This is a genomic window from Ancylomarina salipaludis, assembly GCF_004122035.1.
Classification (GTDB): domain Bacteria; phylum Bacteroidota; class Bacteroidia; order Bacteroidales; family Marinifilaceae; genus Ancylomarina; species Ancylomarina salipaludis.
The window spans coordinates 161,859-174,693 of record NZ_SAXA01000002.1; the positions used below are offsets into that span (position 1 = coordinate 161,859).

The 12,835-nt window shown below is 36.2% G+C and carries 17 protein-coding genes; 11 read left to right on the forward strand and 6 right to left on the reverse strand.

All coding sequences use genetic code 11. From position 1 onward, the window contains the following. The first annotated feature begins 9 nt into the window (after positions 1 to 9). The 6 genes from EO244_RS02905 to EO244_RS02930 all read left to right on the forward strand — a co-directional run bounded on the left by EO244_RS02905 (position 10) and on the right by EO244_RS02930 (position 3,875). Positions 10 to 216 (forward strand): cbb3-type cytochrome oxidase subunit 3, encoded by a 207-nt coding sequence (locus tag EO244_RS02905; RefSeq protein WP_129252762.1) that lies wholly within the window; start codon positions 10 to 12, stop codon positions 214 to 216. A 61-nt stretch (positions 217 to 277) separates the two neighbouring features. Next, positions 278 to 853, forward strand: a complete 576-nt coding sequence (locus EO244_RS02910; RefSeq protein WP_129252764.1) for a cbb3-type cytochrome c oxidase N-terminal domain-containing protein — start codon at positions 278 to 280, stop codon at positions 851 to 853. 15 nt (positions 854 to 868) lie between these two features. Next, positions 869 to 2,257 carry a cytochrome c oxidase accessory protein CcoG gene (gene ccoG, locus EO244_RS02915; RefSeq protein ID WP_129252766.1) on the forward strand — a complete coding sequence of 463 codons (1,389 nt, stop codon included), beginning with the start codon at positions 869 to 871 and terminating at the stop codon, positions 2,255 to 2,257. A 17-nt stretch (positions 2,258 to 2,274) separates the two neighbouring features. Further along, positions 2,275 to 2,721, forward strand: coding sequence for a FixH family protein (locus tag EO244_RS02920; RefSeq protein WP_129252768.1), 447 nt, complete (start codon positions 2,275 to 2,277; stop codon positions 2,719 to 2,721). Positions 2,722 to 2,756: 35 nt separating this feature from the next. Next, positions 2,757 to 3,482, forward strand: a complete 726-nt coding sequence (locus EO244_RS02925) for a sulfite exporter TauE/SafE family protein (protein ID WP_129252770.1) — start codon at positions 2,757 to 2,759, stop codon at positions 3,480 to 3,482. 129 nt (positions 3,483 to 3,611) lie between these two features. Continuing rightward, on the forward strand, positions 3,612 to 3,875 hold the full coding sequence (locus EO244_RS02930; RefSeq protein ID WP_129252772.1) for an SEC-C metal-binding domain-containing protein: 264 nt from the start codon (positions 3,612 to 3,614) through the stop codon (positions 3,873 to 3,875). 57 nt (positions 3,876 to 3,932) lie between these two features. Here the strand turns inward: EO244_RS02930 and EO244_RS02935 are convergent, their stop codons facing one another. After that, the gene (locus EO244_RS02935) at positions 3,933 to 4,364 is read right to left on the reverse strand and encodes a c-type cytochrome (RefSeq protein ID WP_129252774.1); all 432 of its coding nucleotides are present in this window, start codon (positions 4,362 to 4,364) and stop codon (positions 3,933 to 3,935) included. A 328-nt stretch (positions 4,365 to 4,692) separates the two neighbouring features. On the opposite strand from EO244_RS02935, the gene EO244_RS02940 reads away from it, so the two are divergent. The 5 genes from EO244_RS02940 to coxB are packed head-to-tail and all read left to right on the forward strand — an operon-like array spanning position 4,693 to position 8,940. Next, complete coding sequence (locus EO244_RS02940; RefSeq protein WP_129252776.1) at positions 4,693 to 5,475, forward strand: SCO family protein; 783 nt, start codon at positions 4,693 to 4,695, stop codon at positions 5,473 to 5,475. A gap of 3 nt (positions 5,476 to 5,478) precedes the next feature. Further along, positions 5,479 to 7,089, forward strand: coding sequence for a cytochrome c oxidase subunit I (locus EO244_RS02945; RefSeq protein WP_206734469.1), 1,611 nt, complete (start codon positions 5,479 to 5,481; stop codon positions 7,087 to 7,089). Beyond that, positions 7,082 to 7,696, forward strand: a complete 615-nt coding sequence (locus tag EO244_RS02950) for a cytochrome c oxidase subunit 3 family protein (protein ID WP_129252778.1) — start codon at positions 7,082 to 7,084, stop codon at positions 7,694 to 7,696. The genes EO244_RS02945 and EO244_RS02950 overlap by 8 nt, the downstream gene beginning before the upstream one ends. Before the next feature lie 11 nt (positions 7,697 to 7,707). Next, on the forward strand, positions 7,708 to 7,995 hold the full coding sequence (locus EO244_RS02955; RefSeq protein WP_129252780.1) for a cytochrome C oxidase subunit IV family protein: 288 nt from the start codon (positions 7,708 to 7,710) through the stop codon (positions 7,993 to 7,995). 3 nt (positions 7,996 to 7,998) lie between these two features. Further along, positions 7,999 to 8,940 carry a cytochrome c oxidase subunit II gene (gene coxB, locus EO244_RS02960; RefSeq protein WP_129252782.1) on the forward strand — a complete coding sequence of 314 codons (942 nt, stop codon included), beginning with the start codon at positions 7,999 to 8,001 and terminating at the stop codon, positions 8,938 to 8,940. A 115-nt stretch (positions 8,941 to 9,055) separates the two neighbouring features. On the opposite strand, the gene EO244_RS02965 is transcribed toward coxB, so the two are convergent. Genes EO244_RS02965 through EO244_RS02985 form a run of 5 tightly spaced genes read right to left on the reverse strand, consistent with a single transcriptional unit; the run spans position 9,056 to position 12,764 of the window. Then, positions 9,056 to 9,838, reverse strand: a complete 783-nt coding sequence (locus EO244_RS02965; protein WP_129252784.1) for an ABC transporter permease — start codon at positions 9,836 to 9,838, stop codon at positions 9,056 to 9,058. Continuing rightward, complete coding sequence (locus tag EO244_RS02970) at positions 9,831 to 10,538, reverse strand: ABC transporter ATP-binding protein (RefSeq protein WP_129252786.1); 708 nt, start codon at positions 10,536 to 10,538, stop codon at positions 9,831 to 9,833. The genes EO244_RS02965 and EO244_RS02970 overlap by 8 nt, the downstream gene beginning before the upstream one ends. After that, positions 10,525 to 11,769 (reverse strand): nitrous oxide reductase family maturation protein NosD, encoded by a 1,245-nt coding sequence (gene nosD / locus EO244_RS02975; RefSeq protein ID WP_129252788.1) that lies wholly within the window; start codon positions 11,767 to 11,769, stop codon positions 10,525 to 10,527. The genes EO244_RS02970 and nosD overlap by 14 nt, the downstream gene beginning before the upstream one ends. Before the next feature lie 6 nt (positions 11,770 to 11,775). Continuing rightward, on the reverse strand, positions 11,776 to 12,231 hold the full coding sequence (locus EO244_RS02980) for a nitrous oxide reductase accessory protein NosL (RefSeq protein ID WP_129252789.1): 456 nt from the start codon (positions 12,229 to 12,231) through the stop codon (positions 11,776 to 11,778). Next, on the reverse strand, positions 12,216 to 12,764 hold the full coding sequence (locus EO244_RS02985) for a hypothetical protein (protein ID WP_206734470.1): 549 nt from the start codon (positions 12,762 to 12,764) through the stop codon (positions 12,216 to 12,218). Before EO244_RS02985 ends, EO244_RS02980 begins: the two co-directional genes overlap by 16 nt. Positions 12,765 to 12,835: the final 71 nt, after the last annotated feature.

Sequence of the window (12,835 nt, forward strand, 5' to 3'; positions counted from 1 at the left end):
TTTATAATTATGAAACTAGTCAGTCATTATTTACAAAGCATTTCAGATGTTGGTCTTTATCCCAGCATCTCACTAATCATTTTCTTTAGCTTTTTCATAGGAATGATTTGGTGGACTTTCAAAAAGAGTAACAAGAACTTTTTTAATGATATGAAAAGTTATGCTCTTGACGATGACGGAATTAAGTCTTCGGATCAGTCAGGAACCGAGATCTGATCAGTTGTTGCTTTGCAATTAATATCAAAAACGATTTAAGACATTATAAAAATCTTCTGTAATGGAAAAAAAAGATAAATTTCTTGAAGAAAATGAGCACCTAATGAGTGACCATGATTACGATGGTATTCGTGAATTAAATAACCCGATGCCAACCTGGTGGCGTTATTTATTTTATGCAACCATTGTATTTTCGGCTGTTTATATGTTCCGCTACCACGTCTTTGGAGACGATCTTCAAATTGAGGAGTATAACAAAGAGATGGCTTTAGCTGAAGCGAACAAACCGAAACCAACATTTGATGAAAATTCGTTGGTTTTGATGACGGATGCCACGAATATTGCTGCCGGTAAAGCTATTTTCGATAAAAACTGTGTTGCTTGTCATGCCACTCTGGGAGAGGGAAATGCCATTGGACCCAATTTAACGGATGACTATTGGTTGAATGGGGGTAGCCTGAATGATGTTTATAAAATTATTAAAGAAGGTAAACCTTTAAAGGGCATGTTAGCCTGGCAAAATCAATTATCTCCGGAGCAAATGTTACAGGTTTCGAGTTATGTAATGAGTTTGCATGGCACCAATCCTCCAAATGCAAAAGCAGCTGAAGGCGAATTGTATAAGCCAGAAAAATAAAACAGCTAAATACCCATGAATTCGGATAATACGTATCGAGACCAACTCGCAACATTAAATAAAAAAGGGAAAAGACGATGGGTGTATGCCAAACAGCCCAAAGGGAGACTGTATACCTATCGAAATTTGGTTAGCTATTTTTTACTGACTATCCTTTTCGTAACTCCGTTTATTAAACTGAATGGGGATCCTTTGATTCTGCTAAATGTAATTGAACGAAAGTTTATTCTTTTTGGGGTGCATTTTTGGCCTCAGGATTTCCATATCTTTCTTTTTTCAATGATTACTCTTTTTGTTTTCATTGTTCTCTTTACGGTTAGTTACGGTCGAATTTGGTGTGGTTGGGCATGCCCTCAAACGGTATTTTTGGAATTCATTTTTCGTCGAATAGAGTATTTGATTGAGGGAACGCCTCAACAACAACGTAAGTTGAATGCGCAGTCGATGAATGCAGAGAAATTCGTAAAGAAAACAAGTAAGCATACTGTGTTTTATCTGATCTGTTTGGCCATTTCGAGTACTTTTTTATCTTATATCAGAGGCGTAGATTTTGTGATGGATTTATGGCAAAATCCATCGGGTAATTCCGTTCTGTTTGTTGCTTTATTGTTTTTTTCTGTCGTGATGTATCTTGTTTTCTCCCGATTGAGAGAACAAGTTTGTGCTATGATTTGCCCTTACGGCCGTTTGCAAGGGGTTTTGCTTGATTCAAATACCATTGTAGTTGCGTATGATTATAAGCGTGGCGAGGAGAGAGCTCCGCTGGAAGCCGGTGAGGATAGAGACGCAGAGAATAAGGGGGATTGCATCGACTGCTACGATTGTGTTGATGTTTGTCCAACGGGAATTGATGTCCGTGACGGGACACAGCTTGAATGTATCAATTGTACAGCTTGTATCGATGCATGTAATTCAGTGATGGTCTGGCAAGGAAAACCCAAAGGGCTGATCCGTTTCGATTCTGAGAAAAATATTGCGGAAGGAATTAAAAAGAAATGGCCGGCTCGTAAGATTGCTTATACGAGTGTACTTGCAGTTTTGCTTTGTGTTGTGATCGGTTTGTTTGCTTCGAGGAACGATCTGGAAACGATTATCCTTCGTACTCCGGGTTTAATGTATCAGGAACCTTCAGAAGGGATTATTAGCAATATGTACAGTTTTAAAATTGTGAATAAAACAACTGAAGATTTACCCGTTTCTTTTAAAATTCTTGATAAAAAGGGTGAAATACAGATTATTGGAGAGACCTTTAATGCAGCAGCAAGTTCAATACATGAGGGAACGTTTTTTGCCAAATTGCCTAAAAAAACAGTTTTAACAGATAAGACACAAATACAAATTGGAGTATTCGCAAAGGAGCGATTGATTGAAATAGTCGATTTAACTTTTGTAGGACCCAATTAGATTATAGAATTCAGGATATGAAAAAATTAAATTGGGGAAGTAAGCTAGCTATGTTTATTTCGATATATGTGATTGGTATTTTGTCTTTTGTTGGTTTCAGTACCACTCAGGATATCAATTTGGTTTCAAAGGATTATTATCCTTTGGAAATGAAATATCAGGCTCAGATTGATAAGATAAAGAATGCTCAGTCTTTGAAAGAAAAAGTTGTCATTTCTCAGAATGCGGGCGTTATAAGAGTTCAATTTCCCGAGCAAATGAGAACAGATGTCAATGGTAGCGTTATTTTTTATCGTCCTTCAAATTCAGATAATGACTTGCGCTCAGATATTATTTTAGATGCTTCCGGTCTTCAGGAGTTTAATGCAGACAGATTGATTAAAGGACGATATGCCGTGAAGATTGATTGGACTCATCAGAATAAAGCGTATTATCAGGAAGAAGCAATTTATCTTTCGAAGTAATATCAGAGGCTCAAAAACTTATAAAATACAATAAGATGATTTATTTATCAGCATTGACTCTTGGTCTTTTGGGTAGTTTTCATTGTGTGGGCATGTGTGGTCCTATTGCTTTGGCAATACCATTGAAAACGGATTCATGGCTCATTCGAATATTAGGTGGGCTTATTTATAATATTGGTCGGGCAGTCACCTATGCCATAATGGGAGCTGTTTTTGGTCTTTTGGGACAGGGGCTTGTGATGAGTGGTTTTCAGCAATGGGTATCCATTATTATGGGAGCTATTATGATTGTATCAGTTTTGGTACCTAATCTGTACAAAAACAGGTTCGATACCGAGAAATCGGTGTTCGGATTTGTAGGCAAAGTAAAAGTAGGTTTAAGAAAACTATTTACTCAAAGCAGTCATTTTTCTTTATTTCTGATTGGTCTGTTGAATGGCCTGTTGCCATGTGGCTTGGTTTATTTTGCAATAGCAGGTGCCATTGCGACAGGTTCGTTTTATAGTGGGAGTTTATTCATGTTTGTTTTTGGCCTAGGTACCATTCCTATGCTATTAGCTGTTTCACTAATTGGTAATTTAATCACGCTTGAGTTGCGAAAAAAACTGACACGCGTTATTCCATATGCCATTGTATTTATTGGTGTTTTATTTATACTTCGAGGCTTAAGTCTGGGGATTCCTTATTTGAGTCCACCGGAAAAAGCTATGACAATTCCTGTTGAACAAGCAGAAGAGACTGTGCCATCCTGTTGTCATTAGTCTAAAGTTGAGATAAATATAAAATGAGTCAAAATGGGGTATCTGTTTTGACTCATTTTTTTTATTTGATTTTGTTAAAGATTACTCTTAATTTAAAGAAATCAATTAACCCAAATAAACCTAAATATTATGAACTTTCTAGATGCCGTCCTTAGTCTGTTTCGTTCGGATACTGAAGATTTTTATTATGTGAAAATCGAACGAAATGAGAAGTGTTATTGTAATAGTGGAAAAAAATACAAAAGCTGTCATTACCCGAAGCACTATCAATCGAGCAAACGGGCAGTCCGTAAAATAAGCGAAAGTACGGGTGAAGAAACTTTTCAGGTTCTGTCTGTTAAGAAAATACGCAAAAATCACGAATTGTTTAAACCAAGTGTGATTCAGAGCTGATTGTAATTTTCTGACAAGCCAATACCAAAGGATAGATTAGAGTTGTGAAACTGTTTTCTATCTTTTCTTTTTGATAGCTTTTATTGTTTCGAGATCCAGGTTGCCATATTCGTTACCCCATGAATTTAGGATGTAATTAAAAACCAATCTTAAATCCTCATCACTGAGTCCCGACTCGGGCATATACGACTGGTACGTCACACCATTGACTTTAATTTTCTGACTACTCCCAAACTTAACCATTCGCACTGCATCTTCAATATTGTTTTTCAAAAAATCAGACTTGGCTAAAGGGGGATATGTAGGATCCAGGCCTTCTCCGTTTCTTTTGTGACAGTTCATACATTTGGCCCTGAATATTTGTCCTCCCTGTTCCATTTCCAGCTTTGGAACGACTTTCTTGTTTGGGATTGATTTTTTCTCAGTATTGGTGCACGAAAAAACTGAAAATACCGAAAGGATAATAAAAATGAGTTTGAATTTTGTCATCGTAGCTAGAGTTTGATTTTAAAAATAAGTTCATTTCCTCTGATATCAAAGAGTTTTAAATATCTGTCATGAAGGTTTTGGCATTCTCAGGGTTCTGATTGTATCCATAAAATTATTTTCAGGACATAATTCCGCAAATTATTACAAATAATAATCAATTAAATTAGAATTTCAAACAGGCATGAAATATCAGTTTTGATGTTATTTTATGTCTTGTTTCAGAAGTAGTTGTGATTTCTTTTTCAGCTGCAAGTATTATTTATTATATTTAAAGGTAATCAAGTTGTAATTCAAGTATCTCATCATATTAATCCAAGGAGGAGTTCAAATGAAATTATCACTTTTGTTATTTTTTACCTGTTTTCTGTATTTGCAGATTTTGTTTAGTCAGGATGTTAAGAAGCAAGTAGAAGTTGGAATTATAGAACATCTTGATGAATTTGTTCCATCTGATATTCAATTGATGAATGAAGATGGAAAGATGGTTAATTTGAAGGACCAGATTGACAAACCGACAGCTCTGATCTTTGTTTATTTCAGATGTCCGGGTATTTGTACTCCATTAATGGATGGCGTTGCCGATGTGATCCAGAAATTGGATATGAAACTGGCAGAGGATTATCAGGTGATTACAATAGGATTCGATCCGCGTGAGAAAATCGATCTGGCTATTAAAAAGAAAAAGAATTACCAAAGTCTGATAACGAATCAGAATACAGATGATGGCTGGCGATTTTTCACCTCAGATAGTGCGAATATCGCAAGAGTAACCGAAGCGCTTGGCTTTAAATATATTAAAGCAGGGACTGATTTTACGCATGCAGCTACTGTTATTGTTTTAAGTCCCAATGGTAAGATTACCCGTTACTTAAATGGCACCTATTTTTTGCCTTTTGAATTCAAATTAGCCTTAATTGAGGCTTCTAAAGGGCATTCCGGTCCGACAATGAATAAAATTCTTCAGTTTTGTTATTCCTACGATCCTGTTGGAAAGGCTTATGTTTTAAACGTAACCCGTCTGAGTGGAACATTAATACTGAGTCTCGGACTAATTGTTTTCCTTGTATTAATCATCCGTAAACCACGAAAAAGAAACTACCCTAAGAATTAGACTATGACAGAAACAATGAAACAGGCTCCTACCCCGAGTTTCCTGGAATATCAAGGTCGATTTAAGGGCATATTTGCCTGGATTTTTTCTACCGATCATAAGCGAATTGGGCTTTTATATTTGTATAGTATGCTCGTCTTTTTTTCTATAGCGGCTACGCTTGGTTTGATGATGAAATTAGAGCTTATTGCCCCCGGTAGAACCATTATGGGAGCGCAAACCTATAATAGTTTTTTTACCCTTCATGGTATCACAATGATCTTTTTAATTGTGGTGCCGGGTTTACCAGCTGTTTTTGGTAATTTCTTTCTTCCTATCATGATCGGTGCAAAAGATGTCGCATTCCCAAAATTGAATCTTTTTTCATGGTGGATTTATATTGCAGGAGCCTTTATTGCGCTTTCATCTCAATTTCTGGGAGATGGAGCACCTGATACAGGCTGGACGTTTTACGCCCCATATAGTTTCAGAACGGGAACTAATATGTTGCCTGCCGTTACGGGGGCATTCGTTTTGGGGTTTTCGTCTATAGTTACCGGGCTTAACTTTATTGTGACTATACACCGTTTGAGGGCCCCTGGAATGAAATGGATGAAAATGCCATTGTTCCCATGGGCACTATACGGAACGGCCTGGATTCAGGTTCTGGCTACCCCAATCGTTGGAATTACCTTGTTGATGGTTGTTTTGGAAAGAACGCTTCAAATTGGATTTTTCGATCCGTCTTTGGGGGGGGATCCTATTCTGTATCAACACCTGTTTTGGATCTATTCTCATCCGGCCGTATACATTATGATTCTGCCTGCAATGGGGGTAATATCTGAGATTATTCCAACATTTGCACGCAAAACGATATTTGGTTATACGGCAATTGTTGTATCTACTCTCGCCATTGCTTTCGTGGGATATTTTGTATGGGGACATCATATGTTTACTTCAGGAATGAGTGGAGTTGCACTTTATACCTTTTCAATTTTAACCTTCCTTGTGGCTATTCCCAGTGCCATTAAAATTTTCAACTGGGTGGCTACCCTTCATAAAGCATCTATCGATTTGCAAACACCCTTTTTATGGGCGTTTTGTTTCTTGTTTGTTTTTATGATTGGAGGTTTATCAGGTATGGTTTTGGGGGCGCTTTCTGCTAATGTTCATTTGCACGATACCGCTTTTGTGGTAGCGCATTTCCACTATATTGTTTTTGGAGGGACGGGCTTTGCTTTCTTTGGAGCTTTGCATTACTGGTTCCCTAAGATGTTTGGGCGAATGTACGATAAATCCTGGGCTAATATTGGTTTAGCTATTTTCTTTACAGGCTTCAATACCTTGTATCTTCCCATGTTTTATCTTGGTATAACAGGCATGCCACGTCGTTATTACGATTATGTGGAACGATTTCACGGGCCCAATATAGTCTCTTCAATGGGAGCTATGTTGATGATAACGGGTTTAATAATTGTGATTACCAATTTAGTCCGGTCAGCCCGACATGGAGCTAAAGCCGAAAAGGATCCCTGGAAAGGGAAAACATTAGAGTGGACGGTAGACAGTCCGCCAAGTCTAGAAAATTTTGAAGAAATTCCTATTGTAACTCAAGATCCTTATGATTATGAATGATCACACTCAGATTGATGAACATCGTGATGACGAAGGTGCCAAAACAGGGATGTGGATTTTTATTTTCACGGAGCTCTTACTTTTTGGCGGCCTATTCATTGTCTATTCGGTATATCGATATTTAAATCCAATGGCCTTTCATATGGCTGCTGAAGAATTGGATATTTTCATTGGGACAGCCAATACGGTTATTCTATTAGTGAGCAGTATGACGATTGCTATGGCCATCACGTCTATTCAATTGAAAAGGAAACGACTCACTTTAATCTTGATGGGGATAACAGTTTTGCTGGCTCTACTTTTTTTGGTGAACAAATATTTTGAATGGACAGGTAAGATTTCTCATGGTATTTTCCCGGGAAGTGAGATTCTGCATCAAAGTAGCCAGGGGGAAATTTTATTTTTTGGTTTGTATTATGCCATGACGGGTTTACACGCTCTGCACATTATTGTTGGCGTCACTTTTATTGGCTATGTGATGTGGTTAGTGAAAACGGATGATGTGAAATACGATGACTATGTGATTTTGGAAAACAGTGCTTTGTATTGGCATCTTGTCGATTTAATTTGGATTTTCTTGTTTCCATTATTTTACCTTATCACTTAAAAACAGACACTATGGAGAATGGACAACATGCTCATATCGTAAAATACAAAACTTTTGTCGTTGTTTTGATTGTGTTACTGGTGTTCACATTCAGTTCAGTGGGAATTACACAAATCGATTTAGGGGTTTATTCAGTAACCGCGGCTTTAATTTTTGCAGTTTTAAAATCGATCTTGGTATTGATGTATTTTATGCATTTAAAGTTTGATAAGAAAGTCTATGCACTGATGACGGCTGGAATTATTTTATTGTTGATGATTGTCATCTTAGTAACGTTTTTAGATTATTTATACCGATAGCTTATGTTTTCAAAAGGAGTGGCTGATGCATCCAATTTTGTAAAAGGAGTAGATACTTCATTTATGATCATATTTGGAATAATCTCTTTTTTCCTGATAGGGATTACAGCGACAATGATCTATTTTGTTTTTCGATATAGAAAATCGAAGCATCCTAAAGCAGAACAAATTCATGGAAATGTTGTACTCGAAATTGTATGGACATTGATTCCAACGGCTTTGGTCATGGTCATGTTTTATTTTGGCTGGATGGGCTATAAACCCATGAAAGAAGTTCCGGATGATGCATTCGTAATTAAGAGTATTGCCCGTATGTGGCATTGGCAGTTTCAGTATGAGAATGGAAAAGTAACCGATACCTTGTATGTTCCTAAAGACCGAGATGTAAAATTGGATTTGGTTGCCTTGGATGTGATTCACAGTTTGTATATTCCGGCTTTTCGGTTGAAACAAGATATAGTACCAGGTAAAGATCAGTTTATGTGGTTTAAAGCAGGACGAGAAGGCGATTTTGATTTGTTTTGTACTGAGTATTGCGGTCTTTCACATTCTTCAATGGCTACATCTGTTGTTGTGATGGATTCTGATAAGTTTGATAAATGGTATGTAGATACAACAGTTGTGGCCTCTATAATAACTGATAAACCCGGAGCCCTTGGCTTGAGAATTGTACAAATGAATGGCTGTTTGGCCTGTCACTCTTTAGACGGGTCTAAAATAGTTGGCCCGACTTGGAAAGGATTATTCGGCTCAGAAGAAACCGTATTGACCAATGGGGTTGAAAGGAAAGTTGTGGTTGATAGTGCTTATGTGATGAACTCAATATATAATCCGAACGATGATGTTGTAAAGGGTTTTAAAAAAGGGTTGATGCTATCATATAAAAATGAATTAAAAGAAGAGGATATCAAAGAAATTATTGAATTTATGAAGACCCTGAAATAAGTTTCCTATAGTAATTTTTGGGGTCAATCACTAAGCCTCTTAAAAAATGAAAGCTCAAAAAAACTCATAAGACGTTTATTCGTTTTATGAGTTTTTTTTTGATTTTTGTTTTTGCTTAGAAATCTTTTTTCTTGATGTATCTGAGTAAAATGTAGATGGGGAATAATAACCAAACTGATAAGGCTGCAATAGAAAGCAAAATACCTTGCCAAACTCCAAAGAAATTATAAAAAACAGCTCCAGTGTATCCCATTAATGCTGATGTGTCTAAAAATAACATGATTAGAACTCTTCCTAAGTCAATAGGGTTCATAAGGGTAAGTGTGATGGCTAAATTCTCTGTTGGGTAGGATTCAAACCAGATTAGAATAAGTAATAAAATACCATCGTAAATAATCGACATGAACAGCCAGATGAAAAGAGAAAGCCCAAAGCCCTTAATTCGATTTTCGAAACGGAGTGCCACCATAAAGCTAAGTAAAGAGAAGATAAAGTTGAGGATGAGCCCAACGCCTATTAAAACTAAGAAATTGGATAATTCGGGGCTTGTAATAATCCCACGGATAATAAAGGGTAAGCCTACCCCAAGGATGAAACTTAAGGATAATGAAACGGCTAAGCCAAAATATTGCCCCAGGAATATTGACTTCCTTTTAATGGGCTGGGAGAGAAGTAGCTCTGTGAATTCACGGGAATTGTACATGTAAATAGCACCAAAAACTGTAGCCACTAAGGGGATTAATAAGAGAATCACATTCATCATACTAATAATTGATTTTGTGATATCTCCATTCATATAAATAATGGAAGAGCTTACCATTAGATAAAAAGCAAGGTAAGCAATACTCCAATTGGATCGAATGAGGTCGAAGAGGCTATATTTAAATATTTTAAGCATGGCTATTTTCAATTAGATTTGTAATCGCGGACTCTAGCTTTGTAGATCCATTTTGATTAATCAAGTCTTGGACTGATCCTTGAAAGTAGATATCTCCCTCAAGCAAGAAGATTATTTCATCAGAAATTTCCTGAACCAAACTCATAATGTGTGTGGTGAAAATGATCAATTTCCCTTTAGCTTTTTCTCTTTCTAAAAGTTCTTTAAATCGACTAATGGCTACCGGGTCGAGTCCTACTGTTGGTTCATCCAGAATTATAACGGGTGAATCGAACATAAATGCTAAAACCATATTAACCTTTTGTCTTGTTCCTCCTGAGAGATTACGTAGAGGCTTTTTAAGCTCGTTCTCCAAGCCAAAATATTGAATTAGTTCATTATCCCTGGCTTCTTGTTGGCGAATGTCTTTAACCAGTGCAATAAGCTCTAAAACTTTCAAATTCTCTGGGAAGCGTGCTATTTGAGGCAGATAGGATATTTGTTTTCGATATTCCCACTCACCAACTATCGATTGATCATTGAATTTCACATCTCCTTCCTGAGCTATTACTAATCCCAGAATAGATTTGATAAGTGTAGTTTTTCCCGATCCATTAGGACCTAAAATGGCAATTATCTTATTCGAATCGAGTTTAATATTGACATCCTTTAAAACTTGATTTTTATGATAGGCTTTACTTAAATTCTCAATTCTTATCATAGTCTATAATTTTCATTGATGGGCGATGGTCCTTTAAATTATCAGGTGTTAGGACGGGATTTACTTTTTCAGCAAAATCAATAATGTCAATTAATAAACTTCTCATTAGAATACTTGTAGATGGAATTCTGCTAATAATTCGGGAAAATAGTTTAACAGGGCGATAAGGTATATCAGCCGTTCCATCTTTATTTAAATCGTAACCTGTATGTGAGCTCCAGTAATTCCCATCGAAATTGTTACTCTCTGACTTGCCACTAACTCCGAGTTCAAAGCTATTATTGAGAAAATTGTTTTGATTAATTTTATTGTACATACTACTGCCATATATTTTCATTGCCCAACCATTACTGTTGAATTCATTCTTATGAATATCGACTCGATTGGCTCCTTCCATATAAATGGCAATTGTATTTTGTTTGAAAATATTATTCGTGATTTCACTATCAGTAATATCTTTCAGAAGTAACCCATATGAAGCACTGCCCCAGTTGAACTCAAAATGATTGTTTTGCATTTTAATATACTTTGAGAACATCACAGCAACACCAGCACCATTTGAACGAAATGTGTTTCCACGGTATTCGTCGTGATCTGAGAACATGAAATGCAATCCATAGCGAATGTTATCGGCAACGATATTATTTTTCACAATGCTATTATCAACAAATTCGAGATAAATCCCGTCACGATGATTTCTGGCTTGATTTTTCTCTACCAGAATATTTTTACAATACCAGAGGTGAACTGCATTACCTGAGGACATCTCGTTTTTAGCATTTCCCTTAATATAGTTGTTGCGAATAATACAATCTTTTGAATGCTTTAAGAATATCCCGAAGAAGGTGTTTTCCAAACGATTGTTTTCAAAGACACAATGCTTCTGTCTATTAACTTTTATGGCTGCATAATCATTAATATAACTGACTTTAATATTCTGTAGGTGTAAACCGATGATGCTAACGCTATCAGATTCTACCGTAATAATTTCCTGTTGCTTATTGTTTTCTATTGTAGGGTAATTAATTCCAATAAGGCTTATTGGATGTTGGATTAAAAGATTGGGTTCAATGTATATGCCTTTTTCTACAAAAATGGTATCTCCGGACTGGCTCATTTTTAAAGCCATTTCGATAGAATGAAAAACCTGGTTTTTACCCACACGAAGTTCTGAGCCTATCGTACTATAGGCAATAAAAAGACTGAATAGAATCAATAATAATCTTTGCAATGCAGTTTATTTTAATGAGCTATATTCTTTGAGTAAGTTATCCCAGTTCATCACTTTTCCTCCAAACTTTTCTTTAGCAGCCATTGCAGCTTCTTCACTTTCAAAGGCTGTTAAAAACATCCCCATAGGGCTTGGAAGTTTTAGTGAGTGCAGGTAATATGAATCCTTAACGGATCTTAATGCTTCAGGTTGATTAAACGAGGTGACCAAAGAGAGTGCAATTTCGTTTTCGTCAATATTATCTGTTTGGAGATAATCTATCAAACACTCAATTGAATCGAACGTATAAACTTTTCCTTTTTTTGATACTAACTCGGAGCCATATTGTTTTTCTACAATCATCATTCTACAATGCTGGCATTGGTCTTGCCCATATGCTATAGCTTTTTCTTTAGGCTGACACGAAGTTAGAGCTAGAATGAATATTAAGATGAGGCTGTAATGACCTATTTTTTTTTCCATAATAATGTAAAGGATAAAAAGTTGAAAACCATGGCAAATCCTAAGAATAAGGAGCCTGTATGTGGTAATGAAATAGCATTAAAATTTAATAGCATTTTTGATCCCAATAAAGGAGGTTGATAAACCATTCCAGGGATTTTGATAGGGGCATTAGGACTCAGGTTGTGTCCATAATCGTATTCCCATAAATAAAAATCGTAAATGCCCAGTATACCCAACACTAAGAGTATAATTCCCCAAGTGATAAATAGCTTTCTCTTCTTTGAAAATGCAACGACAATGCCCAATAAAGACATGATGATGACGACAAAAGGGAAATATTTGAGCTCAGGAATTGAATCTGGTTTAATGTACTGCATCCCAATATAATGATTGAGAATATTTATATTTTGCAATGTACTTGGTGTGTCTCCTGTAATTTTGTTAATCCAGATATACATGTTTACCCCATTGGGATATTGGGCAGCTTCGAGTCTTATTTTCCAAAGAGGAAAAAGAAACAAGCCCATAAGCATTAAGGATGCTAAAAGCATAAACAATCTGGATCTATTTTCTTTTACGAGCAAATTAGATATCATCTTGTAGATTTAATTAAGATTTATTT

What these genes read in the sequence shown, in the direction of transcription:
- EO244_RS02905 (WP_129252762.1), top strand. Translation starts at nt 10, where the DNA reads ATGAAACTAGTCAGTCATTATTTACAAAGCATTTCAGATGTTGGTCTT.
- EO244_RS02910 (WP_129252764.1), top strand. Translation starts at nt 278, where the DNA reads ATGGAAAAAAAAGATAAATTTCTTGAAGAAAATGAGCACCTAATGAGT.
- ccoG (WP_129252766.1), top strand. Translation starts at nt 869, where the DNA reads ATGAATTCGGATAATACGTATCGAGACCAACTCGCAACATTAAATAAA.
- EO244_RS02920 (WP_129252768.1), top strand. Translation starts at nt 2,275, where the DNA reads ATGAAAAAATTAAATTGGGGAAGTAAGCTAGCTATGTTTATTTCGATA.
- EO244_RS02925 (WP_129252770.1), top strand. Translation starts at nt 2,757, where the DNA reads ATGATTTATTTATCAGCATTGACTCTTGGTCTTTTGGGTAGTTTTCAT.
- EO244_RS02930 (WP_129252772.1), top strand. Translation starts at nt 3,612, where the DNA reads ATGAACTTTCTAGATGCCGTCCTTAGTCTGTTTCGTTCGGATACTGAA.
- EO244_RS02935 (WP_129252774.1), bottom strand. Translation starts at nt 4,364, where the DNA reads ATGACAAAATTCAAACTCATTTTTATTATCCTTTCGGTATTTTCAGTT.
- EO244_RS02940 (WP_129252776.1), top strand. Translation starts at nt 4,693, where the DNA reads ATGAAATTATCACTTTTGTTATTTTTTACCTGTTTTCTGTATTTGCAG.
- EO244_RS02945 (WP_206734469.1), top strand. Translation starts at nt 5,479, where the DNA reads ATGACAGAAACAATGAAACAGGCTCCTACCCCGAGTTTCCTGGAATAT.
- EO244_RS02950 (WP_129252778.1), top strand. Translation starts at nt 7,082, where the DNA reads ATGAATGATCACACTCAGATTGATGAACATCGTGATGACGAAGGTGCC.
- EO244_RS02955 (WP_129252780.1), top strand. Translation starts at nt 7,708, where the DNA reads ATGGAGAATGGACAACATGCTCATATCGTAAAATACAAAACTTTTGTC.
- coxB (WP_129252782.1), top strand. Translation starts at nt 7,999, where the DNA reads ATGTTTTCAAAAGGAGTGGCTGATGCATCCAATTTTGTAAAAGGAGTA.
- EO244_RS02965 (WP_129252784.1), bottom strand. Translation starts at nt 9,838, where the DNA reads ATGCTTAAAATATTTAAATATAGCCTCTTCGACCTCATTCGATCCAAT.
- EO244_RS02970 (WP_129252786.1), bottom strand. Translation starts at nt 10,538, where the DNA reads ATGATAAGAATTGAGAATTTAAGTAAAGCCTATCATAAAAATCAAGTT.
- EO244_RS02980 (WP_129252789.1), bottom strand. Translation starts at nt 12,231, where the DNA reads ATGGAAAAAAAAATAGGTCATTACAGCCTCATCTTAATATTCATTCTA.
- EO244_RS02985 (WP_206734470.1), bottom strand. Translation starts at nt 12,764, where the DNA reads ATGCTTTTAGCATCCTTAATGCTTATGGGCTTGTTTCTTTTTCCTCTT.